Annotated in this window: 22 protein-coding genes and 1 pseudogene; 8 read left to right on the top strand and 15 right to left on the bottom strand. The window is 66.8% G+C overall.

The window, feature by feature from the left end; all coding sequences use genetic code 11:
- The first annotated feature begins 86 nt into the window (after window positions 1–86).
- The gene (locus tag AKJ09_RS39285) at window positions 87–1289 is read left to right on the top strand and encodes an NAD(P)-dependent oxidoreductase (protein WP_146652964.1); all 1203 of its coding nucleotides are present in this window, start codon (window positions 87–89) and stop codon (window positions 1287–1289) included.
- 6 nt (window positions 1290–1295) lie between these two features.
- On the opposite strand, the gene AKJ09_RS39280 is transcribed toward AKJ09_RS39285, so the two are convergent.
- Window positions 1296–2165 (bottom strand): hypothetical protein, encoded by an 870-nt coding sequence (locus AKJ09_RS39280; RefSeq protein ID WP_169928225.1) that lies wholly within the window; start codon window positions 2163–2165, stop codon window positions 1296–1298.
- Window positions 2166–2346: 181 nt separating this feature from the next.
- Here AKJ09_RS39280 and AKJ09_RS39275 point away from each other — a divergent pair, with 181 nt between their 5' ends.
- Window positions 2347–3759, top strand: a complete 1413-nt coding sequence (locus tag AKJ09_RS39275) for a GTPase family protein (protein WP_169928224.1) — start codon at window positions 2347–2349, stop codon at window positions 3757–3759.
- Between the two features lie 30 nt (window positions 3760–3789).
- Here the strand turns inward: AKJ09_RS39275 and AKJ09_RS39270 are convergent, their stop codons facing one another.
- The gene (locus AKJ09_RS39270; RefSeq protein WP_146652961.1) at window positions 3790–4452 is read right to left on the bottom strand and encodes a hypothetical protein; all 663 of its coding nucleotides are present in this window, start codon (window positions 4450–4452) and stop codon (window positions 3790–3792) included.
- A 284-nt stretch (window positions 4453–4736) separates the two neighbouring features.
- Here AKJ09_RS39270 and AKJ09_RS39265 point away from each other — a divergent pair, with 284 nt between their 5' ends.
- The 5 genes from AKJ09_RS39265 (at window position 4737) to AKJ09_RS39245 (ending at window position 12430) form a co-directional block, all read left to right on the top strand.
- Window positions 4737–5846 carry a SprT-like domain-containing protein gene (locus AKJ09_RS39265; RefSeq protein ID WP_240488768.1) on the top strand — a complete coding sequence of 370 codons (1110 nt, stop codon included), beginning with the start codon at window positions 4737–4739 and terminating at the stop codon, window positions 5844–5846.
- Between the two features lie 108 nt (window positions 5847–5954).
- Window positions 5955–7571 (top strand): serine/threonine-protein kinase, encoded by a 1617-nt coding sequence (locus AKJ09_RS39260; protein WP_146652960.1) that lies wholly within the window; start codon window positions 5955–5957, stop codon window positions 7569–7571.
- A gap of 19 nt (window positions 7572–7590) precedes the next feature.
- A complete protein-coding gene (locus AKJ09_RS39255) occupies window positions 7591–9684 on the top strand; it encodes a serine/threonine protein kinase (RefSeq protein ID WP_169928223.1) in 2094 nt (697 codons plus the stop codon).
- The gene (locus tag AKJ09_RS39250) at window positions 9681–10751 is read left to right on the top strand and encodes a helix-turn-helix transcriptional regulator (RefSeq protein WP_146652958.1); all 1071 of its coding nucleotides are present in this window, start codon (window positions 9681–9683) and stop codon (window positions 10749–10751) included. Before AKJ09_RS39255 ends, AKJ09_RS39250 begins: the two co-directional genes overlap by 4 nt.
- Before the next feature lie 83 nt (window positions 10752–10834).
- Window positions 10835–12430 carry an NCS1 family nucleobase:cation symporter-1 gene (locus tag AKJ09_RS39245; protein WP_205633927.1) on the top strand — a complete coding sequence of 532 codons (1596 nt, stop codon included), beginning with the start codon at window positions 10835–10837 and terminating at the stop codon, window positions 12428–12430.
- Window positions 12431–12457: 27 nt separating this feature from the next.
- On the opposite strand, the gene AKJ09_RS39240 is transcribed toward AKJ09_RS39245, so the two are convergent.
- The 8 genes and pseudogenes from AKJ09_RS39240 to AKJ09_RS39210 form a co-directional block, all read right to left on the bottom strand.
- Window positions 12458–13669 carry a hypothetical protein gene (locus AKJ09_RS39240; RefSeq protein WP_146652957.1) on the bottom strand — a complete coding sequence of 404 codons (1212 nt, stop codon included), beginning with the start codon at window positions 13667–13669 and terminating at the stop codon, window positions 12458–12460.
- A 196-nt stretch (window positions 13670–13865) separates the two neighbouring features.
- Complete coding sequence (locus AKJ09_RS39235) at window positions 13866–14438, bottom strand: carbohydrate ABC transporter permease (RefSeq protein ID WP_420814267.1); 573 nt, start codon at window positions 14436–14438, stop codon at window positions 13866–13868.
- Between the two features lie 239 nt (window positions 14439–14677).
- A complete protein-coding gene (locus AKJ09_RS39230; RefSeq protein WP_240488767.1) occupies window positions 14678–15559 on the bottom strand; it encodes a carbohydrate ABC transporter permease in 882 nt (293 codons plus the stop codon).
- Entirely contained in the window at window positions 15556–16815 is a 1260-nt protein-coding gene (locus AKJ09_RS39225) for an ABC transporter substrate-binding protein (protein WP_146652955.1), read from the bottom strand. The genes AKJ09_RS39230 and AKJ09_RS39225 overlap by 4 nt, the downstream gene beginning before the upstream one ends.
- Window positions 16812–17033, bottom strand: a complete 222-nt coding sequence (locus AKJ09_RS55230) for a TOBE domain-containing protein (protein WP_240488985.1) — start codon at window positions 17031–17033, stop codon at window positions 16812–16814. The genes AKJ09_RS39225 and AKJ09_RS55230 overlap by 4 nt, the downstream gene beginning before the upstream one ends.
- Before the next feature lie 413 nt (window positions 17034–17446).
- Window positions 17447–17908, bottom strand: a pseudogene (locus AKJ09_RS55225) (ATP-binding cassette domain-containing protein); the annotation flags it as partial.
- Window positions 17909–17915: 7 nt separating this feature from the next.
- Entirely contained in the window at window positions 17916–19028 is a 1113-nt protein-coding gene (locus AKJ09_RS39215; RefSeq protein WP_169928222.1) for a cobalamin-independent methionine synthase II family protein, read from the bottom strand.
- Complete coding sequence (locus AKJ09_RS39210; protein WP_146652953.1) at window positions 19025–19780, bottom strand: phosphocholine cytidylyltransferase family protein; 756 nt, start codon at window positions 19778–19780, stop codon at window positions 19025–19027. The genes AKJ09_RS39215 and AKJ09_RS39210 overlap by 4 nt, the downstream gene beginning before the upstream one ends.
- Window positions 19781–19866: 86 nt before the next feature.
- Between AKJ09_RS39210 and AKJ09_RS39205 the strand changes: the two genes are divergently transcribed.
- Window positions 19867–20673 (top strand): metallophosphoesterase family protein, encoded by an 807-nt coding sequence (locus AKJ09_RS39205; RefSeq protein WP_146652952.1) that lies wholly within the window; start codon window positions 19867–19869, stop codon window positions 20671–20673.
- Here AKJ09_RS39205 and AKJ09_RS39200 read toward each other — a convergent pair.
- From AKJ09_RS39200 to AKJ09_RS39180, 5 genes are read right to left on the bottom strand one after another with little or no spacing between them, the layout of a single operon-like run.
- On the bottom strand, window positions 20670–21167 hold the full coding sequence (locus AKJ09_RS39200; RefSeq protein WP_169928221.1) for a GNAT family N-acetyltransferase: 498 nt from the start codon (window positions 21165–21167) through the stop codon (window positions 20670–20672). The two genes, AKJ09_RS39205 and AKJ09_RS39200, sit on opposite strands and share 4 nt — an antisense overlap.
- 8 nt (window positions 21168–21175) lie before the next feature.
- Complete coding sequence (locus tag AKJ09_RS39195) at window positions 21176–21652, bottom strand: hypothetical protein (RefSeq protein WP_146652950.1); 477 nt, start codon at window positions 21650–21652, stop codon at window positions 21176–21178.
- A gap of 15 nt (window positions 21653–21667) precedes the next feature.
- The gene (locus AKJ09_RS39190; protein ID WP_146652949.1) at window positions 21668–22180 is read right to left on the bottom strand and encodes a hypothetical protein; all 513 of its coding nucleotides are present in this window, start codon (window positions 22178–22180) and stop codon (window positions 21668–21670) included.
- A 50-nt stretch (window positions 22181–22230) separates the two neighbouring features.
- Window positions 22231–23574: an APC family permease gene (locus tag AKJ09_RS39185; RefSeq protein WP_146652948.1), complete on the bottom strand. Its 1344-nt coding sequence runs from the start codon at window positions 23572–23574 to the stop codon at window positions 22231–22233.
- Entirely contained in the window at window positions 23571–24584 is a 1014-nt protein-coding gene (locus AKJ09_RS39180) for a DUF2804 domain-containing protein (protein ID WP_146652947.1), read from the bottom strand. The genes AKJ09_RS39185 and AKJ09_RS39180 overlap by 4 nt, the downstream gene beginning before the upstream one ends.
- Window positions 24585–24618: the final 34 nt, after the last annotated feature.

The raw sequence follows: 24618 nt of genomic DNA, 5'->3' as shown, positions 1-24618 counted from the left end.
GGCTCGACATCGTTGGGACGTCTTCTCGACCAGACACGCGCGCGCGCCGAGCGTATGCTGCGCGCGACAGCGAGAGGGGCGTCGCCATGAAGGTACTCGTCGCGGACAAGTTCGAAGACTCGGGCCGGCGCGGGCTCGCCGAGATCGGTTGCGAGGTAGCTTACGAACCCGACCTCTCGAGCGAGACGCTCGCGGACGCCGTTCGCCAATCCGAAGCCGAGGTGCTCGTGGTGCGCTCGACGGAGGTGAAACGAGCAGCCCTGGAAACCGGGCGTCTCGGCCTCGTCGTGCGTGCGGGCGCCGGCTACAACACGATCGACGTCGAGGCCGCGAGCGAGCGCGGAATCTGGGTGGCAAACTGCCCCGGCAAGAACGCCGTCGCCGTCGCCGAGCTCGCGTTCGCGTTGATGCTCGCGCTCGACCGGCGCGTCGCCGACAACACGACCGACCTCCGCAACGGCAAGTGGAACAAGAAAGAGTACGGCAAGGCGCGCGGCCTTTATGGGCGCACGCTAGGCGTGCTCGGCACCGGCACGATCGGCCGCGAAGTCATCGCGCGGGCCCGTGCGTTCGGGATGCCCGTCGTCGCCTGGAGCCGGAGTCTCACGGCCGCCGCGGCCCGCGAGCTCGGCGTCGTCGCCGTGGGCTCGCCCACCGAAGTCGCGGCCGCAAGCGACGTCGTCAGCGTGCACCTCGCGCTCAAGCCCGAGACGCGCGGCCTCGTGAGCGACGGCGTCTTCGCGTCGATGCGCCCCGGCACGATCTTCATCAACACGGCCAGGGCCGAGATCACCGACCAACACGCGCTCGAGCGCGCGGTGAACGAGCGCGGGATCCGCGCCGGTCTCGACGTCTTTGCCGAGGAGCCGTCCGGCGGAACGGGCAACGTCGATGCGCCCATCTTCCGGCTCCCGAACGTCATCGGAACGCACCACATCGGTGCGTCGACCGATCAAGCGCAGGAGGCCATCGCCGACGAGACCGTACGCGTCGTGCGCCTCTACAAGGAGACGGGGCGCCCCGCCAACGTCGTCAACCTCGCCAAGAAGTCGCCGGCCACGCACCTCCTGGCGGTTCGCCACTACGATCGCGTCGGTGTGCTCGCCGCGGTGTTCGATTGCCTGAAAAAAGGCGGCATCAACGTCCAGGAGACCGAGAACATCGTCTTCGAGGGCGCGCGCGCCGCCATCGCGCGCATCCACGTCGACCGCGCGCCGAGCGGCGAGGTCCTGTCGTCGCTCCGCACGTGTACCGACGACATCCTCGACGTGTCGCTCGTGGCGCTGTGAGCTCGTTCAGAACACGAAGAAGCTGACGTCGTCGACCTGCGCGGTGCTCGGCGACGTGTCGCCGCGCGTGACTCCGGCGAAGAATTCGAGGCCGCCGGAGGCCGCCGGCACGCGAAGGTCGTGGGACAAGAGATCGCCGTCGTCGACCGTGGTCTCGACGCGGCCGAAGCGCACTCCCCCCGCTCGAGGGGCGCTCGCTTCGAAGCCGATCGTCACGCGAAACCAGTGGTCTGCACGCGCCGGAGCCAGCACCGATCGAGCGACCACCGCCTGCCCCTCGCGCTGCACGAGCACGAGACCGTCCTCGTCGAGGACCACGCCTATGCTCACGGGATCGCCGCCTTCGCGGATGACCGCGATGGCCGGTCCGGCAAGCGACGTCACGGGCAACGACGACGCACGAAACGCAAACTGCGCGACGCCCGCCCAATCCGTTCCAACCGTCTTTCCGGCGAACCGCAGGTAGCCGGCCGACGTGGCGTCGTTCGACGTCACCTCGAGCGAATGCGCGCCGCTCGTCGCCGAGATCGAGGCGAGCGACGTGGAAGCGTTTCCAACGGCGAACCGTTCAGTCCAGAGCGCGATGGGAAACGCGCCCTCGAAGTCGTCGCAGAAGGCCCCCTTGCGGCAGTAAAACGACGGCGCGGGAGGCACAGGCGGATGCTCATAGGGTTGCTCGTCCTCCGCCGACGGAGCGGGCGACGTGACCGTCGCACCGGTCGTCTCCGCGGTCTCCGAAGTCTTCGCCGGCACGGATCTGCCCGAGCCCCCATGATCGGGAGTGGCGTCAGGAGCGGGCTCGGCCGTCCGCGAGGTACAGCCCGAGATACAGCCCATGAGGAGCGCCACGCCAAGGACCGCAAACGCTCCTCTCATGCTTGCAGCCTACGGTGGGTCGAGTCCCGTCTCCCCTGCCTTTCAGCAAGGTGGACGCGGATTTCCGCCACTTTCACCGCGCCTGTGCGCTGCCGTGGGGGCCCATCTTGCACTCGGGCTGCGCCACCTGCTCCGGCCGAGCTCGCACGCGGCGAAATCAGCGTTACGGTTGATGAACGCAATGGCCGACGTGCACGACGAGGACGACGAGACCAAGACGCTCAAGATCATCGCGGAGAACATTCGCCGCATCGAAGAGCTCTTACGATTCCTTCCGCTGCACGAGTCCACGGTGAACGACCTCCGCTCGAAGATTGGTCTCCTCCGCACCATCGTCCTCGAACAGCGCGCTCCGGCCTTCGCCCTCGTGGGTCGACGCGGCGCCGGCAAGTCGTCGCTCGTCAACGCGCTCTTCGGCGCCAAGATGGCGGAGGTCGGGCACGTCAAGGCGCAGACCGGCCGTGCGACGTGGTTCGTGCACAAGACCGATCGCGGCGCCATCGACATCCTCGACACGCGCGGGATGCAGGAAGGCTCGTCGCCAGAGGAGAAGGACGCCGCGCGCGATGCCGTTGCGTCGATCGTCGTCGAGCTGAAGAAGAAGACGCCCGACGTCATCGTCTTCCTGGTGAAGGCCACCGAAGTCGACAGCGCGATCGACGCCGACCTCGAAGCCCTCGAACGTGTCTACGCCGAGATCGAACGCGAACACCGCTTCCGCCCGCCCCTCGTCGCCATCGCCACGCATTGCGACGTCCTCGAGCCGAAGGGCACGCACCTCCATCATCCGGAGCGCGAGCCCGCCGAAGACATCGAGGAGAAGCTCGCGCGCGTCTCCCAGGTCGAGCATCATCTCGAGGGCAAGATCAAGGACCGCCCCAAGCTTGCGCCGCACCTCGTTTGGACCCGCGGGATCTCGACGTACATGTCCTTCAAGGACGGCGGAGAGATTCGCGCTGACGAGCGATGGCGCATCGAAGAGCTCGTGACCACGCTCTTCAAGTACCTTCCCGACGCCGGCCGGGGCACATTCGTACGCATCGCACGCGTTCGGGGCCTGCAGGAGGAGCTCGCCAGCAACCTGACGCGGGCCACCGCCACCCTCTGCGCGGGCGTCGCAGCGCTTCCCATTCCGGTCGCCGATCTCATTCCGATCACCACGCTGCAGGTCACGCTCATCGCGGCGATTGCGTGGCTGTCGGGCCGGCCGCTCGATCGCAAGGCGGCCACCGAGTTTCTGGGGGCGTTGGGCGTGAACGTCGGTGTCGCATTCGCGTTCCGCGAGGGTGCACGGGCGCTCATCAAGTTCGTTTTCCCAGGTGCTGGAGGCATGATCTCGGGCGCCGTCGCCTTCGCCGGAACGCTCGCCATCGGCGCTGCTGCCCGCTCTTACTTCTTGCGTGGGGCGACGATCGAGGAAGCGAAACAGGCGTTCGCCGACACGAAGAAGAGCGCCGAGAAAGAAGCCGAAGCCGGAGCCGAAGCCGAAGCCTCCGAGCCGAAGGCGCCCGATGCACCGCGCCAGCTTCCGGGCGCCCCCGCCGAGAACCCCGACGACGTCGCACGCAAGCGACGCAACTGGGAAATCAACTGACCCCTACCCCCTAAGCCCCAGGTTCTGGGGTCAGCGCGCGACGACGAACTCGCCCCCGCACGGGACTTCGATTTCGTGCTCGTCGTTGCGCACACCGATCGAGATCGTGTGTTCGCCGCAGAACACGTCGAAGCTGCGGGCGCGGTTGCCGAGCAAGAGCTTGCCGTCGAAGTAGACACGCTTGTAGGCGGCCGCACCACGGAGCGAGAGCTTGCCGAGCCGTCGCGGCTTGGCAGGCTCGCTCGTGACCGCCCTCGCGGCGCCGGCGACGGCGACGTTCGCAGCGGCCAGAGGCATCGCGTCGAGCGCGGGCGGAGGGACATCGGCGACAACGCTCGGTCCGTGCGACGCCGGTTGCGCCTCGTGCGCGGGCGGAGGCGAGCCCATCGAATGGGCACCGAAGACGCCGACGGCGACGACGAGCAGCGCGCCGGCGGCAGCGAACCATTTCCCGCGTGAGGCGCGCGGAGTGAGGAACGGCACGCCCTCGGAATCGCAATCGGAACCGCACTCGGCGTTGGGCTCGGAGGGCGCGGCGAGATCGGCGGCCACGCTGAGGCTGCTGGGCTCGACGGACGGCACGATGACCTCCGGCGCCGGCTCGGTCGGGAACACGCCATCGCTCGCGAGCACCGAGCTCATGGCCGAGCGAAAGACGCGCCCGTGCTTGTTCGCGTCGGCCACGTCAGCCACGTCCGGCATCGAAGCGCGGGAGGCTCGGTCGAAGACGATCCAGGGCGTCGAGGGCTGACGGAGGAAAGCTCGCACATCGCTGTCGATGCGTCGGCGATCCGGGTAACACGGACCACACACCCCAGAGACGACCTCGATTTCCCGCTTTTTCCCGGTGCTGCCGCCCATGACGCGTGGAATCTGCAAGGGCCTTGCCCGGCCTCGACCGAGCCAAATCGTGGGGAACTGTAGGACAATCAGCGCGATGTACAGCACCGCACGTGCGCGCTAACGACAGTGCACAGATGTCCGACGCGTCCGAGTCCATGCCTCACGTCAGTCACATCAGTGCTCGCTTGGAAGCGGCGCTGCTGCGCGAGGTGGTGGAGCAGTACAAGCTCATCGCCCAGAACCATTTCAAAGGGATGCTTTCCCTTCCCCAGTTCGCGCTCGTCAATTCGCGCGCGTGTCTCGGACGATGGGTGGAGGCGTCACGCACGATCGAGCTCTCGCGCCCTCTCGTGCTGGAGCAGCCGTGGGGCGTCGTCGTCGAAGTGCTCAAACACGAGATGGCGCATCAGTACGTCTCGGAGGTGCTCGGCGAACGCAGCGAGACCGCGCATGGTCCGCGCTTTCGTGCAGTGTGCGAACGACTCGGCATCGACGGCGCCGCTGCGGGCATGCCGGAAGCCCCTCCTCCGGGCGAGTCGCGCGAGGCGCATCGCAAAGTGGCCGAGCGCATCGCTCGACTCCTCGCCCTCGCCGAGAGCCCGAACGTGCACGAGGCCGAGGCCGCCATGGCCGCCGCTCAGCGGCTGCTCCTCAAACACAACATCGAGCTCCAGCGGGAGAAGATCGCCCTCGGCTACGCCTGGAAACACCTCGGCAAGCCTACCGGGCGAACGTCGGAGGCCGAACGCATCCTCTCGCTCATCCTCGGCAAGCACTTCTTCGTCGAAGCGATCTGGGTTCCAGTCTACCGGCCCCTCGAAGGCAAACGCGGGAGCGTCCTCGAGATCTGTGGAACGCCCGACAATCTCGAGATCGCCGAGTACGTCCACGGCTACCTCGTCGCGACCGCGGAGCGCCTCTGGGAGGAGCACCGCCAGACGCAGGGCATCAAGAGCAACCGCGATCGCCGCACCTACCTGGCCGGCGTCATGACGGGCATGAGCGACAAACTCGCGGGCGAAGCCAAGAAGAGCGAGACCGCCGGGCTCGTGTGGGTGGCCGACGGCAACCTCTCGACGTTCTTCCGGCGACGCCACCCGTACGTGCGCCACGTGCGCTACGCCGGGCAGCGTCGCACGGATGCGTACGCCCATGGGCGTGAGGCGGGCAGCAAGATCGTCATCCACAAAGGCATGAAGACGGAGACGGCTTCGCGCGGACTCTTGCTCGGGCCTCGCCGCTGAGGGCGATGCCAACAGCCCTCAGGCCGCAGAAAATTCCAGGCTGGAACGGGTCGAAACCTCACGACTTCCTCGACCGCGACGCGAAAACCTGAGCTACGCTCGGTGTCTATGGCGCGGGTTCGCCGTCCAGGGGAGTTGGAGCTCCCGGAAGGCATCCGGCTGCTCGACCGCTATTCGATCTTGGATCGGATCGGCAGCGGCGGGATGGCCACCATTTATCGAGCGACCGACGAGCGCTTGAACCGCGTCGTGTGCGTGAAGCTCTTGCGCACCACGTTGGTCGAAGGCTCCGGCTCGACGAGTGGGCGCGCGGTCTATCAAGCGACGTATTCGCACTTCCTCAAAGAGGCACTCGCGCTCTCGAAGCTTTCCCACGGGAACACACTTCGTATTTACGATTTCGGATATCTGTCGCTCGACGAGGCCCGTGCCGCTGCACCGAAAGGTACGGACGAGGCGGCCCTCGAGGCACTCGAGCAGCGCGCCGACAAGCGGGACGCGAGCGGCGCGCCATTCCACGTTTCCGAATACCTCGACGGCGGGAATCTCGAGTCGCACGTCCGAAGGCGCAAGGTGATTTCCCCCGAAGAGGCGCTCGGAATCCTCGAAGGCATCACCGGTGCCGTTGCCGAGGCGCACGGATACGGAATCATCCACCGCGACATCAAACCTTCGAACATCCTGTTTGCGCGCGTCAGCGATCAGCTCGTTCCGAAACTCGCGGATTTCGGAATTGCGCATAGCGATGTGAAGAAGAGTCCGCAGGCCGGCCTGGGGCCGTTCGATGGCAACGAGTCGGTGAGCACCGTGGCCTTGTTCTCGCCTCGTTGGGCGGCGCCCGAGCAGCTTTGCGGTTCTCCCGAAGGGCCCCGCACCGACGTCTACGCGCTCGGTCTGCTCACTACGTTCATGCTCGGCGGACGCATCTTCTTCGGCGACGAGGATGTCCGGAAGACGTTCAATGATCGCGTGCGCGGCGACACGTTGGTCAACGCGCGCCTCGCGCATCTCGGGTTCAGTCCCGAGGTGTCCGAAGTGCTCCGACGATCGATGGCCGCGCGCCCCGAAGAACGAATGGCGACAGCACCGGAATTTTACCAGCAGCTGCGCGAAGCGCTGAAGGTGAGGCCTCCGAGCAGCATCGCTCCATTCCCGGCGATGCCGCCAATGCCGACCATGCCGCCGCCTCCGCCGGTGCCTGAGATTCCTCCGATCGCGGGTTATCCGGCCATGCCAAGCGAATCGCACGAGGCTGCAATGGCCGATGGCGACGGGTCCGGATCGCAGGGTGGCCTTCGCGTTGCCGATGCCGTCGCGGAGCGCGTCGTTCCTTATGGCCACCGGCGCGTTCGCTTCATTCAAGTCCATGAACGACTTGACCTTTCCTTCGTCGATCAGACGGGGGCGCCGGTGCGCATGCGCGTCACGATGCTCCCCGGCGGATCACCGAAGCTGAATCTGAAAGGGCTCACGTGTTTCGTGGCGCGGCGTGGTCAGAGGCCCACGCCTGCACTCACGGTCGACAACGATGGAGCCGCCGATCTCGTATCCGCATCGAGAGAGGTGCTAGGCGAGCTGACCTGGTCGTTTGGCCAGCCCGCCCAAGGGGGACGCCTGTTTCTCGTGGACGGCAGACACCTTCTGGTACCCTACTCGGACGCTCAACAGGCGATCGCGCTGATGTTGACGCGCGGCAATGACCTCGTCGTCATGTGCCGACGTTAGGGAGGATAAGGGTGCCCGTGTGACGCAGAGGGAATCACCCCCCAAGATGCCCGGCCTCGACGAGGAAGAGGAGCGCACGGCGGTCGGTCAGATGCCCGACGAGGTCTTGCTCGCTCCTCCGCCGCCGGCGCCTCCGTTGAAGGTCGACACCCCGACTGCGTTCACGACTCAAGACGTACGTCGCTCGTCGCAATCGCTTCCGGCGGTGCGTCCACCGCTGCAAACGTCGCCCATCAAGCCCGACGCCGCGGTGAGGGGTTCGACACTTCGTCCGACGGGCGGCGCGGTGCCAGGCCCCGCAACGATCAATCGCGGCCCCGCAACATCGGGACCGCCGCCTTCCCACAACTCGTCGGGACCACCATCCATCGGGTCGATGCCTTCCGTAGGCCCGCAGCCGATGAGCGGCCCGCAGTCCGGAATGATGTACGCCGGCCCGCCGGCGAGCGGTCCGGCGCCTCGTGGCGATCAATCCTTCGCAGGCACGCTTGGTGGCAGCGGCGGCGGAACGATGAGCGGCTCGATGACGGGTCCGTCGCCCGGAGGCGGAACGCTGAGCGGCCTCGCTCCGGTCGCCGGCGCCGCCGCCGCTCCGCAGTCACTCGGTCTTCGCGCCGATCAGCCACGCGACCTGCGCAGCGCTCCGTTCCACATCGTTCGCTCGCGCGCGTATTCGTTCAATCTCGACGCGCGCGGCGCTCCGATCGAGCTCGGCTCGGGTCGCTTCGCCAAGGTCTATGCCGGCGAAGAGCGCTGGCTCGAATCGAAGACCGACTTCCGCAGGTCCGTCGTCATCAAGATGCTGCAGCGGGGTGTCAGCGAAGAAGACCACATGCGCTTCCAGATGGAGAAAGAGCTCCTCGAGCGCGTGCAGGGTCATCCGAACATCGTCGAGCTCTTTGCCTCGGGCGAAAACGAGGACCTCTCGTTCTTGCCGCCGAGCATCCGCGACAAGTGCGAGACCGAATTCATGGTGCTCGAGCGCCTCGAGATGAGCCTCGAGGAGCGCCTCAAGGGCTCACGCAACCGCTCGTCGAAGGAAGATCTCCTCGCCTACGACATGCGAGAGCGCATCTTCCGTGTGCTCGACTACATGATTCCGATCGCGAGCGCCGTCGAGTACGCGCATCTCGTTCGCAACATCTGCCATCGCGACATCAAGCCGGCGAATGTGCTCGTCGGCTTGCCCGATCCGAGTCTCCGCGGCTCAACGCTCCAGGTTCGTCTCGCGGACTTCAACGTCGCCAAGCTCAACGACGAAGAAGTGCAGTTCGGCATGACGCGCATGCAGGCGGCCGTGCCGGGAACGCTCTTCTTCCAGAGCCCCGAGCAGGAAACGAACATCCTCGAGCTCCTCGTCAACGTCCAGCAGGGCGTCCCCGAGGTGGAGTTCTTCGAAGACTTCTATATCCAGATCGCGAAGAACGACTCGTTCTCGCTGTTCAACCGCTCCGAGCAATACCCGATTCTCTACGCCGACCGCGCGCGCAAGCGCCTCGTGCTTGCCCGCCCCTACCGGGAGGTCAGCGAGACGAACGTGCGAGCGCGCATCCAGAAGTCGGTCGGCCGCCCTGCCGACATCTATTCGCTCGGCGCCATGTTCTATTACTTGTTGAGCGGCGCGTACGCGAACCCCAAGACGCTCTACGACGCGTTCCACAAATTCATCGAGTACGAGCGCGCCGACGAAAACAACACCATCGAGGCGTACCTCCGGCACGAGTACAGCGTCATCAACTCGCTTCGCGCGCCAAAAGCCGCCGACGGGTCGCACGAAGTCGCGCCGGCTGACCGCTTTTTCTCGTACAAGCACTACCTCGACGGCAATGGCGAGCTCATCGATCCGAACGTGATGTTGATCGTCGCCAAGTGCATGATCCGCAACAAGCCGGACAGCTACTGCCAAGCGCACGATCTCGAGACGAAGGGCATCAGTGACCTCGTCGCCGATCTCATCAACCTCTATTCGCTCTACGGCTTCGCGCCGGGCGCGCGGCCGACACACCTCGCGCCGCGTCCGCACGTCCGTCGCGGTCTGCTCAAGAGCCGTGTTGGAAGTCGTCTCCGCATGATGTGGCTCCAGCTTCTCTCGAAGTTCCGCAAGCGCGGATGAGTGCCGAGGCCGGACTGGATCCGACCGACATTCCTCCGGAGGTCGCGAAGCGGCTTCGGGACGTCGAGGACGCGCTCGCCCACTACTCGCTCGACGTCGACAATCTGCAGGGGGCCATCGAGGCGCTGCAGCTCCTGCTCGGCACCGACAAGGCATGCCTCTACGGCCTTCGCCCCCGTGACCAAGAAGACGATCTCGTCATTGCGCGGACGGCGGCGGTGGGCTTCCCGAAGCCGAACTGGATCGCCGAATTCGACGGGTTCCTCTTCGGGCGCGGCGTCAAGTGGGGCTCGTACAACGCGATACGGCCCGAGATCGCTCAACGCAATCGCGCCCTCTGCAGCATCGACCTCGATCGACTGACGCGTGGGGTGAACGAGGCCGTCGAGCGCGATCTCTACGGGCGCCTCGGGTTCGCCGGTCAACGCACGCTACGCGCGCTCGTCTGCGATGGGCCAAGCCTGCTCGCCTGGGTCGGCGTCGTCCAGCCCGAGCCGACGACTGCGCTGCAACAGCACCTCTTGCAGCGGCTCGTTCCTGCTTTCCAAAGGCGACTCGTCTTCGAGCGGCTCGTCGGCCAATCCTTGCTGGCCCAGTCGGCGCTCGAGGCGGTCTTCGACGACATCCCCGGCGCAGCATGGGTCCTCGACGGCTCCGGCAACGTGGCCCACGCCAACGCGGCCGCGCGCGCGCGCCTCGACGGTGAAGCGTCGGCCACGCGAACCGCACTACGTTCGTGTGCACGCGGAAAGCACGATCCGGCGCGGCTCCAGGTCACCCCGTTGAACGGGGGAGGAATTGCGCGCGGACACGTCGTCGTGGAACCGACCGCACCCCAAACCGACGGCCCCCGCGCCATCGATTCCGCCGTCGCGCGCTTTCGCCTCACCCCTGCCCAAACCCGCGTGCTCGAGCGCGTGGTGCGCGGCAAGCCGAACGCCACGATCGCCGCGGAGCTCGGTATCGCCGAACGCACCGTGGAAGCACACCTGACGGCCATCCTGGAGAAGGCGCAGGTCGGAAGTCGTGCCGCGCTCATCGTCGAGGTGTTCAACGGCTCGCGGTGACGTCGTCTCCGTGGCATCTCGGCAACGACAGCGAAAACAGGCCTTTTGCACCACGTCTCGCTCCGGTGTAAGCCCGGAAGGACATGGCCGACGACATGATGGGGAGGGGCGCTCCGGCGGAGACGCACGCGCCGGGGACGCACGCGCCGGAGACGCACCCGCAAGCACTCACGCGTCCGGGCGACGACGTCGCGCACGATCCTGCACTCTACAACGAAGATCTGGCGCCCACCTCGCCGGCCCAGAGAACGTGGACCACGTACACGTTCGCCGCGCTGTGGATCTCGATGGCTCACTGCATTCCGACGTACATGCTCGCGTCGGGCCTGATCAGCGCGGGAATGAATTGGTGGCAGGCGCTGATCACCATTCTCATCGGCAACACGATCGTGCTCGTGCCGATCCTGGCGAACTCGCATCCCGGCACGCAGTACGGCATCCCCTTCCCCGTCTTCGCGCGCGCAAGCTACGGCGTCTTCGGCGCCAACGTGCCCGCCATCATGCGCGCGATCGTGGCGTGCGGGTGGTTCGGTATCAACACGTGGATCGGTGGGCAGGCACTGCAGAAGTTCTTCCGCTCGCTCTATGCGGGCTGGCCGGAGATGCTCGGTCACGCGGCGCCCACCTGCGTGTGGCAGGCGCCTCCGGGCGGGCTCGTTCCCACCTGCCCGTCGACCTTCGCGTGGGCCGTGTCGGGCCACTACCCGACGGAGTGGGTCAGCTTCCTCCTGTTCTGGGTGGTGAACATCCTCATCGTCTATCGCGGCATGGAGCTCGTGCGCAAAGTGGAGAACTTCTCCGCCCCGTACGTGCTCGTCATGACGGCGCTGCTCGTGGTGTGGGCCGTCATGCGCGCCAACGGCCTCGGCGCCGTCATGCACAGCACAGGTAAGTTCCAAACGTTCTCCTCGTTTTGGCCCGTCTTCGTGCCGAGCGTGACGGCGATGATCGGCTTCTGGTCGACGCTCTCGCTCAACATGCCCGACTTCACGAGGTTCGGCCGATCGCAAAAAGAGCAGGCCGTCGGGCAAGCCGTGGCGTTGCCTACGACGATGACCGTGTTCGCCCTGATGGGCATCGTGATTACCAGCGCGTCGGCCGAGATTTACGGCCAACCGATGTGGGATCCCGTCGAGCTCGTGGGTCAGTTCACGTCGCGCCTGCTGGTGGCCGTCGCCATGTTCACGGTGGTCATCGCCACGCTCGGCGTGAACATCGCGGCCAACGTGGTCTCGCCGGCGAACGACTTCGCGAACATCAAGCCGGGCGCCATCAGCTTCAAGACCGGCGGCCTCATCACCGGCATCGTGGGCGTGATGATGGTGCCGTGGAAGCTCATCGCCGATCCGAACGGGTATATCTTCAAATGGCTGCTCGGGTACTCCGGCGGCCTCGGTTCGATCGCGGGCGTGCTCATCGCGGACTACTTCTTCGTTCGTCGCAAGAAGCTGATCGTCGCCGATCTCTACCAGCGCAACGGCGCCTATGCGTACGGCGGCTCCGGCTTCAACGCGGCTGCCATGATCGCGACGGCGATCGGCTGCGGCCTGGCGTGGATCGGCCTCGTCGTGAAGCCGCTCGCCGTGCTGTACGACTACGCGTGGTTCATGGGCGCGGGCGGCGCGGGGCTCGCTTACTGGCTTTTGATGCAGGGCGAACGCAAGCGGCTCGCCAGTTGAGCGAGCGCCGCTCGCTTCCTCGACGCCTCACTTCATCGACGCTTTGAGCTGCGCCTCGGCGAGCTCTTGCTCGGCCGTCCAGCGCTTGCGCGCGCTCGGCGCGGGTACCGGCGCAGGGGGCGGCGGAGCCGGGGGCGCGACCGCGACGGGAGCGGCGGGCGTCTCGACACGACCACCGAGCGTGGGTTCCGAAACCGGAGCCGGGCGACGCGGCGCTGCGCGGCGTGGCTTGACTCGATGCGCGACGGGCACCACGACGGGCGCAGCGCTGGCCATCTCGCTCGACGCCGCGGCGGGAACGGTGATGTCGACTGCCTCGCTCTCGTCGAACTTCAGCACCGCTACCGGCGTAGCCGATGCCGACGGTGCGGCGGGCGTTCGGACGATCTTTGGCTCCTGGACGGCCTGGGGTGCCGGCGGCGGCGCCTGCACGGCAACCGCAGGGGCTGCAGGCGGAGCGGACGGGACGAAGCGGACCGCGGCGAACGCCGCCAACGCGCCGACGACCGCAGAAACTCCAGCGAGCCAGAATCGCGAGCGGGGGGACGCATGAACGACGACCGTGGGCGCAGCTTCTCGCGGCGCCGACAAGGCGACGGGCGCAACCGACCCGCCGGGAGCCGCGCTCGCCTTCACCGGTCGCGAGGGCGTGGGCGGAGTGAACGACGGCCGCGAGAACACCGACGGTCGCGGCATGACCTGATCGAGGTACGGCGAGCGAACCGCCCGCGGCAACGTCTTGGCGTGCTCCACGACTTCGTCGCGATCGTCGACGAGCTGCGCGGGACGCTTCTGGGCTCGCAGGAACGGTGCGCCACTCACGATCGAGGGGGTCCGCGCGTGCGGGGAATGCGGCGGCGGTACGATCGCGGGAAGCCGCGAGATCATGCCAGGCGACTTCGCACGAACGAGGCGCGACGGAACGACGGAAACGGGGCTCGGGTCGACGACGGCGCTCGTAGCCGGCGCGACGGCCGGCGAAATCTTGGATGCCTCCGCCGCAATCGTCGCAAGGCACTCCGCGATATCGGACTCGAGTGGCGGCGGAAGACCACGACGAGCCTCGCGCGTCGATACCTCACGCGTCACGAGATCGTTCGCCAACGAAGCGCGCGTCATCGGGGCCGCAGCCACGGCGAGGCCTCCGAGATCGACCTCGTACTCGACGTCGACGTCGTCGTCCTCGATCGAGAGATCGTCGTCGGTGAGCTCAATCTCGTCAGGGGGAGCTAGCGGCATGGGGAACGGGAACGGCATGCAAAGGAGCAAGCGCGCTCCTCCGCCAACATGAGAGGTTGGCGGTCATGGCTGATTTGACCGCGGGCGCTTCGATTGTCGAGGGACAATCTGCGGTCTCGACGGAATTCGGAGCGCGCTCCTCACGCTCATCGAGCCGCGCGCGATTCCGCGTATTTTTCAGCCTCAATCGGATTTTCTACGAGCCGCCAACGCCGCGCACGAGCTCCTTCTGCACGAGCGCGAAGAGAGCCAGTACCGGCGCGGAAAGAATCACGTTCCCGGCCATCACGACGTGCCAGCGCACGCCACTCCCTGGCTCTTTGAGCAACGCGACGCCGAGCGGAAGTGTTCGTACCGTATCGTCGGTCGTCATCACGAGCGGCCAGAAGTAATCCGAGTAGTGATAGACGAAGCTCACGAGGAACACGGACACGAGCGTGGGCCGCAGCAGCGGCGCGAGGATCCGGTAGATGATCGTGAGCTCGGAAGCGCCATCGAGCCGCGCGGCCTCGATGATCTCGTCGGGCACGGCGACGAGGGCCTGGCGCACGAGAAATGTTCCGAGCGCGCTCGCCGCAAACGGCAAGACCAGCGCCCCGAACGTGTTGGTGAGGCCCACCTTCGAGAACATCAGGAAGATCGAAACGAAGGTCACTTGTGGCGGCACCAGCAGGCACGCGACGACGAGAACGAACGCGGTCTTCTTGCCGACGAACCGCAACTTGGCGAGCGCGTACCCCGCGGGCAGCGCGAGCGCGAGCTGCAACACGCCGATGACCACGGCAACCACGAGCGAGACGAGGAGATACCGCCCGACGGGAACGAGCTCGAAGACCTCACGGTAGGCGTCGAGCCCGGGATGCTTCGGCAGCGGCGCGGTGGGATCGGCTACGATCTCCCCGAGCGGCTTGAGCGACGTCACCACCATCCAGAGGTACGGTAGAACCCAGATCGTCGCGGCGACCACGGCGAGGATCGACGGAACGATGGCGCGCTTGCTGGATGAAGTCATGCGCGACCTCCCTCTTCGCGCTGACTACGCCACGCACGCAGCTGGAGAAGTGCCAACATGGCGAGCACGCCAAAGTAGACCACGGCGAGAGCGCTCGCCCGGCCGACGCTGAGGTTCATGAAGATCTGCTCGTAGATCGCGTAGACGAACAGCGTGGTCGCACGGGCAGGACCGCCCTGCGTCATGATGCGGACGACGTCGAAGGCCTGGAAGCTCACGATGAGGCTCGTGGTGGCGACGAACGCCGCCGTGGGCTTCAGCACCGGCCACGTCACGTAGCGAAAGCGATCGAAGCGGCCCGCGCCATCGAGCGACGCCGCCTCGTGGAGGGCCTTCGGCACCGCGCGCAAGCCGGCCAGGAAGACGACCAGCGAGTACCCCGTGATCTTCCAGACGGTGACCCCCGCCAGCGTCACGAGCGCCGTATGGGGATCGGTCAGGAAGCCGATGCGCGGCAATCCGACCGCGCGCAGGAGCGCCGCGAAGATTCCGCTGTCTGGATCGAGAAGGAGCACCCAGAGCAAGGCGACGGCGACCCAGCTCACGACGTACGCGCTGAAGATGGCGCCTCGCACGAAGCCGAACAGACGGCCCGGACGATCGAGCAGCAGCGCCAGCGCAAGCCCGAGCGACATCGATCCCGTCACCACGAGCGCGCTGAATCCGAGCGTGCGCACGAGGATGCGGAGGAGCTCGCCGTCACCGGAGAGCGCCGCGTAGTTCGCGCCGCCGACGTACGTTGGCTCGGTCAGCATGTCCCACGAAAACAGACTTTCGTAGCCCGCGAGACCGAGGGGCAAAAACACGAAGAGCGCCCAGACGCCGAGCGACGGAGCGAGCATCAACCACGGATGCGAGCGTGCACGCGGTCGCATCATCCGGGTCTCTCCGCAGCCGCGCGAGCGTCACGAAGGACCACCGCGGGATCGCGGTCGAGCAAAACGGCCTCTTCGAGCCGCGGATCGACGACGTCGCGCTCGATGCGGAACAAGAGCGGTTCCCACGGCCAAGGGTCGACGGAGGCAAGTTGCACCTGCGCCACCGCGTCGTTCGGGTGCTTCGCGAAGAAGCCCTCGGCGTGCATGCGTTCGACAGCTGGCGTCGTGACCGGCAAGTAGCCCGTGCGCGTCGAGAGCAGGTAGGCCTGATCGGTTTCGCAGAAGAAGCGGAGAAACCGGGCCGCGCCGGCCTTCTCGTCGTCCGGCGCGTGCGCCACGATCACGAAGAAGGTGCCGCCGGTGGGAACCGACGCGCGAACGTCGCGCGGCAAGGGCGCGGCGACGACCGGGAACTTGGCGTTGTCTTCGAGGTAGCGAATGTACGCCGTGCTGGTCCAAACGAAGGCCGCGCGCCCGGCGAGGAAGTCCTGATTGACCACGTTCCAAGCGTCGTAGTCGCGGCCCGGCGGCGGCCGCATGACTTGCTCGCGATGCACGAGGTCCTGCCAGAAGCGTAGCGCGCGCACGCCGGCTTCCGCGCCGAGCGTTGGTCGTCCCTCCTCGTCGAACACGCGCCCGCCGGCCTGACCCACCATCGCCACCCAAAACCACCAGGAAATGGGCACTTCGTAGCCCCACCGCTCGCCCTTCTTGGTGAGCACGCGAGCCGTCTCCACGAGCTCGGCCCACGTCGACGGCGGCGCGAGCTTCGCCTTCGCGAAGAGCTCGCCGTTGCAGTACATGAGCGGCGTCGAACGGTTCAGCGGAATGCCGTAGAGCGGTCGGGCGTCGCCCCCTCGAAACGCGCCCGCCTGGGCGAGCGGCCGTACGAGCGGCAACTCACGCATGCCTTCGAATCCGTCGAGTGACTCCAGGGTTCCGGCACGCGCGAGATAAGGCAGCACCTCGGCCACCACGTGACTCAGCGCTGGGGCGGCCTTCGCCGCAATGGCCGTCCGTAGCTTGGCGAGCGACTCGAAGTAGTCCCCCTGGTAGACCGGTTCGACGCGCACCTCGTCCTGCGAGGCGTGGAAGCGACGCACGATTTCGAGCAGCACTTCGCGATTGCGCCCGCCCAGGCTGTACCAGAGCGGAACGCGTACCCTGCCCTGGGCGTCGCGCGAGCTTCGCTTGCAGCCAGAGACCGCCAAAGAACCTGCGGCACCTCCGAGGATCTGGCGGCGCGTGATCCTCATTCGAGGCGCCGATCCTCGGCCGAAGGGTCGAAGAAGTGCAAGCGCGAGGAGTCGAGTGCAACATGCACACGTTCACCCGGCGCGCGCGGCGAGAATCCTGCGGTTCGTGCGCGCAGGTCGACGTCACCGGCACGCAAGAGCAGGTGCGTTTCGGAGCCGAGCGGCTCGGAGAGCAGCACCTCGAAGGGTGCCGAGCGCGCACTTCCTTCGGAGACCAGGCTGACGTTCTCGGGACGAACGCCGACGACGACATCGGAGGGCAGCTGGCCCTCGGGTCGCGGAAGCTGGAATGGCCCGCATGCAATCCCGTCAGGCGAGACGCGGCCCTCAAGAGATTCATTTTCGGCGCGCCGAGGAACGTCGCCACGAAGCTCGTGGCTGGCCGCTCGTAGATGGCGCGCGGAGGTGCGATCATGAGCACCCTGCCCTCGCGCATCACGCAGATGCGATCCGCGAGCGTCATCGCCTCGACTTGATCGTGCGTGACGTAGATCGCGGTCACCCCGAGCTGACGCACGAGCACGCCGATCTCCACGCGGAGCTCCTGGCGAAGCGCGGCATCGAGATTCGAGAGCGGCTCGTCGAAGAGAAACACGCGCGGGCGACGCACGATGGCGCGTCCCATCGCAACGCGCTGGCGTTCGCCGCCGGAGAGCTCGGCAGGCAAGCGATCGAGCAGGCGTCCGAGGCGGAGCATCTCGGCGGCCTCGCGCGTGCGCTTCTCGCGCTCGGCCGAATCGATGCCGCGCATCTTGAGCGGGAACTGGATGTTCTCGCGCACGGTCATCTGCGGGTAGAGGGCATATCCCTGGAAGACCATCGCCACGTCGCGGTCCTGCGGGGGCACGCGCTCCATCGCGCGCCCGCCGATGCGCACCGAGCCGGAGTCGGCCTCTTCGAGACCGGCCACGATGCGCAACGTGGTCGACTTCCCGCAGCCCGACGGGCCGACGACGACGAGGAACTCGCCCTTGGCCACGGAGAACGAGATGTCACGCAAGGCGGCCGGAACCGTCTCGCCCTTGGCGACGCGCTTTCGATCCCCGTCGAAACGCTTCGAAATGCGATCGAGCTCGACCTCGGCCTCGCTCATCGCGCCTTCAGCGGTGACGCTCGCGGAGGATCACTGCAGCACGCGCCATGTTGCGAAGCTTCTCGTAGGCCTCGTCGACCGGGATGTCCGCGGCGTTTCCGGGCGCGAACCCGCAGTCCGGAGCGAGCGTGATGCGCGCCTTGTCGACGTGCTCCATCGCGTGCTCGACACGCGCCACGATCGTCTCCGGCGAGTCGATCACGGCGCCGCGACAATCGACGCAGCCAAGGCCGATGTTCACGCGCTCGGGAAGCTCACGAAGGCAGCGCGTGTCGCCCGCGGCGGGGATGGTGAACTCCATCATGAGCTGGTTGACGTCGAGCGCGCGGAGCGCCGGCATGATGGCGTCGTACGAACCTTCGCCAATCCAGCCCTGACGGCCCTTGTTCCGACGGCAGAGATGCACCGCCTTGCGCACGTTCGTGATGCCCTCGAACACGCGATTGATGAGGCTCACGCAGTGCATTGCCTCGGCATCGGCGTCTTTGAACTTCGCGCGCACCTGCGGGTCGACGAAGAGGCAGAGGTGCGGGTCGTCGAGCTGCACGGTGTGCACGCCGGCTTCGGCGAGCGCGAGCACCTGGGCGCGGAGGATGGGAATGATGGCGTCGGCAAAGGCCTCGCGCGTGGGATAGATCTCGCGCGAAACGCCCTCGTCCCACATGCGAACGGAGAGCAGGTAGGGGCTCGGGAGGGCCACCTTCACGGGGACCTTCGCGCGCTCGATGGCGAAGCGGGCGTGCTGCGCGAGAACCGCAGGATTGCCCGGCTTCACCTCGCCCGTCACCGTGTGCCAGTACTTGCCGTCACGGCCCTGGCCGGAGAGCTCGCGCTTGAAGCCCGTGGCAACGTCGGTGATGACCGCCACGTACGAGAAGCGACGCCACTCGCCGTCGGTAATGACGTCGACGCCCGCGGCTTCCTGCAGGGCGATCGCCGAAGGCACCGCCATGTCGAGAAGCCGCTCGCGCTCGCCGTCGGAGACGCGGCCTTCGTGGATGCCGTCGAAGAGCTCCTTGAGCCAGAGCGGCCTCGGCAGCGAGCCCACCACGGTGGTCGGGAAGAGCCGAGATTCTCTCGTCGCTTGCGTCGCTTGCGTCGCGTGCGTCGCGTGCGTCACTGGCCGCCCTCCCACCAGGTTTTGGCGAGCTCGAGATCCTCGAGGGTGTCGATCTCCATGTAGCCGCCGTGGGTGTCGACGCGGTGGAACGTCGAGCCCCGTTCGATCATGCGTTGGAAGAGATGAATGAGATACGCCTTTGCGAACGGACGATCGCCGAGCGTGGTGCACGTGGCCTTGGCCTCGTCGAAGGCCTCGATGATCTCCTGCGCGCCAACCGGCGTCACCTTCGCGACACCGATGAACTCGCCGGACGCGGCTTCGGAAGCAATGGTCCTCGAGACCTCCACGATGCGCGAACCGTCGGCGCGCATCTTCTCGGCGTCGCTCTCGGGATGACGCGTGCGACCGATGTAGCGACGGCGCCAATCCGTGTCGCACACGAGGACCTTGTCGTGCGGAGAGGCAACGGCCGCGGCAACCGCCGAGCCTCGATACACGATGTCCGTGTACGAGGAGACGAAGCCCGACGTGAGGTGCTCGCGCGCGCACATGAGCGAGGCCAGGATGTTGTTGTTCTCCCAGTCCTCGTTGTGCGCGTAGGTGAACTCTGGGTAGCGTTCTCGGAGAACGTCATTCCGGTAGCCGCACACGAAGACGACGTCTTTGCGCGAAAAGCCGGCTTCCTTCAGCGCGTCGAGAATGTGCTCGAGCATCGGGCGACCGAGCACGGGGACGAGCGTTTTGGGCAGCTCGTCCGTTCGGTGTTCGAGGCGGCTGCCGCGGCCGGCGCCAATGAGGACAGGGCGCATGGGACCTCCTTTTTACGGGGTTCCGAGGACGGCGGAAAGGACGATCGCGGGGCCCCGAATCGAGTGTTCGAGCGTACGATGCCTCCGTGCCCCTTACGATCGGCTTCGTCACGGACCTGCACTTCGGCCCCGAAGCGCGCTTCGACGGGAAACTCCGCAAACTCACGGCCCACGCGGGTGAGCTCACCCGAGGCGTGGTTGCCGCGATGAACGACGAGGTCCGGCCCGATCTCCTCGTGAACCTGGGCGACGACATCGAGGACGAGAGCCGCGAAGCCGACCTCGCCCGCTACGGCGAGTGTCAGTCCATCTTGCGTACCGCCAAGGCGGAGCTCGTGAACGTGGCCGGCAACCACGACGTCATTTTCCTGAATCGCGACGATCTGAACCGGTTCTGGGAGCGCGAAGGACCGCTGTTCTACAGCCTCGATCGCGGCGGCTTCCACCTCGTCGTCCTGCACACGCTCGAGAGGAAGGACGTCGACGTGCGCATCCCCGAGGCGCAGCTCCGCTGGCTCAAAGAGGACCTCGCCCGCACGCCCCTGCCCGTGGTCGTCTTCATGCACCACAGTGCGAGCGAGCAGGATCTCGGTGACTCGTTCTGGTTCTACAAGGCCCCTCACCTGGCGCTCGTCAAAGAGCGCACCGAGCTACGCCGCATCCTCGAGGAGAGCGGCAAGGTTCGCGTGGTGTTCAACGGGCACGTCCACCGCAATCACCTCGACGTGATTCGCGGCATTCCGTACGTCACCGTGCAAAGCCTCATCGAGAACCTCGACGACGACGCGCCCGGACGCCCCTCGGCCGCCTACGCCGTCGCCACACTCGACGAAAACCGCACCATCGTCCGCGTGCGCGGCAACGATCCCGCCCGCTACCAGTTCGAGCACTAGAGCGCGCGACGCATCACGATCGAGTCGCCGCCAACGCGGTTCGGAATGCGCGACGCCTCGACGAAACCCGCGCGTTCGTAGAGATGAATCGACGGATTCGTGGCGCGAACCGAGAGGACGATGGCCGGGTATCGGCCGCTCGAACGACGAAAGAGCTCTTCGAGCATGCTCGCGCCGAGCTTCTGGCCACGCGCACGAGGCTCGACGGCAATCGCGAGCTCGGGGAGCTCGGGCGTCGCCACCTTGAACGGCATCGGAGGGCCCTCGAGCAACCGGAGCCACGCCGCACCGAGCGGCGCGCCGGATCCGTCGACGGCGACGACTCCGAGATCGCCCGCGCGCATCCACCCCTTCACGTAGGAGCCGAGGTTGTCGTCGCTCTTGGCCGCCGCCACACTCGCTGCGCCGCCGGGGTCCATCGACGCCGCGTAGGTGAGCATCGTCCAGAGGAATTCCTCGTCCGCGGGCGTGGCGTCTCGAATCCGAACGTTCATCGCAGCGCTCATCCGACCACGCGCCCTTTCAGCAAGGCAATGGTCGACTTGCGACGCGCATCTTGCACGCGCGCGACGATGTCGCCCTTCGCGAGACCGGCATGGAAGCGAAGCGCTTCGCCCTCGCGCCGGTGGATGATCACGTAGCCCTCGCCTTCGTCCGCCTCGATCCGCTCGAGGTCGTCCCACGCGATCGACGTCTCGTTGCCGTTGTCGTGGATGAGAAGCCCTTCGGGGCGAATGGCGAGATACACGTTCTCGAAGAGCATCGTCGCCATCGTCCCGAAGCCGAGCACGAGTCCGGCGAGCATGATGGCTCCGCCTGCGAGGCTCACCGCGAAGCCCACGTTCGGACGGAGGCGGTGCATCAAGTGAGCACCGACCCCCGACGCCCCCGCCGCGATCAGCAAGGCCGCCGACGTGAGCAGCTTCTTGGTCGGTCCCGACCGATCGACACGAAAGAAATCGACACCCGCCGTCGCCACGGCGGACAACTTACTTCATCTGCGTCGGGCCGTAGCTAGGAGGCGATGACCAATTGCCCCCACGCCTGGGGTCTGTCCCGCGGGTGCGGTGCGTTGCGCCCCTTCCCAGCCCGTCGAGCCCCAGGGTTGCGAGCCCCAGTTGCGCGTCGAGGATCCCACGCGGGCGTCACGGCCACCGCCGCCCCAGCCGTATCCCCACCCCCCGTAGCCATAGCCATATCCGCCGTAGCCGTAGACGGGAGACGCGCCGATGACGGTCACGTTGTTGTTCACGACCACGTTCGAGCTCGGACCGGGCGCAGCCGGCGGATCCGGGGACGGCTGGTACGCTTCTTGGGCGCCCTGACCGAGCGTCACCGTCCGGGAAAGCCGCGGACGAGCCACCGGGGTTTCGGCGGCAGGCGGCGCCACCTGCACGACGGGTTGGTCGTCGAAAGGCAGAGCTCGAGGCGGGGCCGAATCCGGTGCATGCGAACACGCCGCGAGGGCACCGAGCGCGAGCGCGGCGGTCAGAAGCGTGCGTCCCATACGGTCATCTTGGATCGCGACCGGGCCAGGCACCAGGGTGTCGCGCCCGCTCAGCTTACGCCGGTCGTGCCGCGCCTGCGCGCGTGCTGCGCGAAGAGAATGTAGATGGGCACGCCGGCGAGCAGGATGAGCACGCTGGTGCCGCACTCAATCGGATTGACAATGACCATCGAGACGGCGATGCCGACGTTCGCGAGGATGTAGAGGAGCGGGACGATCGGATAGCCCGCGGCTCGATACGGTCGCTCACGATGACGATCGCGAACGCGTAGGACGTAGAGCGCCGACGTGTCGGCGATCGTGGCGAGGACGATCGCGAACGTCGTGTAATTGAGCACGCGCGAGAGGTCCCAGAAACTGAGCACGAGGAGCGTGGCCGTCACCGCCTGGACCACGACGGCAATCGACGGCGTTCCGGATCCCTTGCTCAGGCGCGCGGCAGCGGAGAAGAAGAGGCCATCGGTCGCCATCGCGTACGCAATGCGCGGCCCAACGAGGATGTTCGCGTTCAAACAGCCGAAGACCGACACCAGCATCATGAGCGAGACGAGCGCGCTACCCTTGGCACCGAAGAGGACCTTGCCGGCCTGAAAACCGACATCCGGCATGCCCTTCGCTCCCTCGGCCATCGCCGGCATGCCGAGCGCATAGACGAAGGTGAGCGTCACGAGCAGATAGATGCTCGTGCAAATGCCGAGGCCCCAGAAGAGCGAGCGCGGGAGATTGCGGCCGGGCGACTCGATTTCCCCTGCCACGTAGACGCTGGCGTTCCAACCGAGATACGAAAAGATGACCGGCGAGAGCGCGACGCCGAAGCTCGAGAGCGTGGCCGTTCCCGCACTGGCGAAGGGCATGGCCGCCGTGCGCCCGTGACCGAGAATAGGGCCGATCAGCACGATGGCGACGAGGGCTGCCACCTTCAAGTACGCCGTCGAGGTGTTCAACGCGGCCCCGGCGCGCGTGGCGTACGCGTTGACCACGGTGCACACCCAGATCACGACGACCGCCGCCGCCTTCTGCGTGAACGGCGTCAGCTCGACGAAGCTTTGCAGCGAAAGCGTGAAGCCCACGGCGAGCGTCGCGACGGTGCCTGCGAAGATGGCGAAGAACGAGAGCCATCCGACGAGGAAGCCCGCCATCGGGTGGTAGGCCGCGCGGAGGTAGACGTAGTTGCCGCCCGCGCGCGGGAACATCGCTCCTAGCTCCGCGTTCGCGAGCGCGCCGGCGAGCGAAAGCAATCCGCCGCAAGCCCACGCCGCGAAGAACCATCCCGGGCTCGGTAGGAGCTTCGCGACACCGCCCGGCGTGAAGAAGATGCCGACGCCGATGACGGACGAGACGACGAGCATCGTCGCGTCTTTGAGGGTCAGAACTCGGGGAAGCTCGCCATTCACCACAGAACATCCTGATCTTCGACGACGCCGGCGACGCCGTCGAGCTGCACGTCACGACCTTGGAGCTCGAGCTTGCCGCGAAAGAGGCCGACGGGCTGCACGAAGCGCGACCGCACGACGAGCAGCTGCGTGTGCTGCGCGTGCACGGCGCCGGGCTCGAACGACAGGTCGATCCCCTGCCCCACGATACGCCACGGGCGCAAGGGGTCGCGCTCGTCGAACTCGAATCGCGGCTCGGCGAGCGGATGGACGTGGCCGCCGAAGAATGCGGCGCACTCGGCCTCGCCGACGAAGCCCTGCACCACGTTGAGGCCGATGGGCTCGCCCTCCGTCGTCTTTCCCAGTGCAAAAGCCCATCGCCAGCGCGTTCGTCGCGGCAGGAGCCCCTGGGTATAGTCCCAGCCGGCCGTGGCACCGTCGAGCGACATCGAACGACCGCCGACACGCAAACGCCCACGAACCGACGCGAGGGCGCGTTTCTCGGTGGCGTTGAAGAGCCCGTCGCGAAGATCGACGATGGCCGAAATCGGCGGGGGTGACGACGACTCGTCGAGCGTCGCCTCGAGCTCGATACCCTCGAACGCGAGCCGCATCTCGAGCGATGCTCCGGCGCGCGTCATCGAGACTTGCGAACGCCCACGCACGAAGCTCGCGAGCGTGCCGTCGCCATGCGGTGCATCGGCCACGGTGACGCGTGACGGTGGGGCGAGCAACGTTCGATCGACGAGCATTCGCTTCGCCGCGCGGTCGTAGACGAACACGAATGCCGTCGCGGCGAAGCCGGTATGTACGACCGCGAGCCCGACAAAGAGCTCCTCGGACGCGATCGCGGCATACACCCACCGCTTTCGCCGCAAGTGCCGCGCGGTCCAGCCGCGTCGCGCGCCGGCCACGTCGATCGAGACGGCCGGCATCGGTCCCGCGTAGGCACCGAAGGCGGGAGCCAACGTCGTGGGATCGACGAAGGCAGCGGGCGCGGGACCCAGCATCGAGCGCGAAGAGGCCGTCATCGGCACGCATCCTCGCACGGAACACCGCTGCACT

Origin of the sequence: Labilithrix luteola (genome assembly GCF_001263205.1) — a bacterium.
Classification (GTDB): Bacteria; Myxococcota_A; Polyangia; order Polyangiales; family Polyangiaceae; genus Labilithrix; species Labilithrix luteola.
This window is presented reverse-complemented; position numbering and strand designations above follow the sequence as displayed.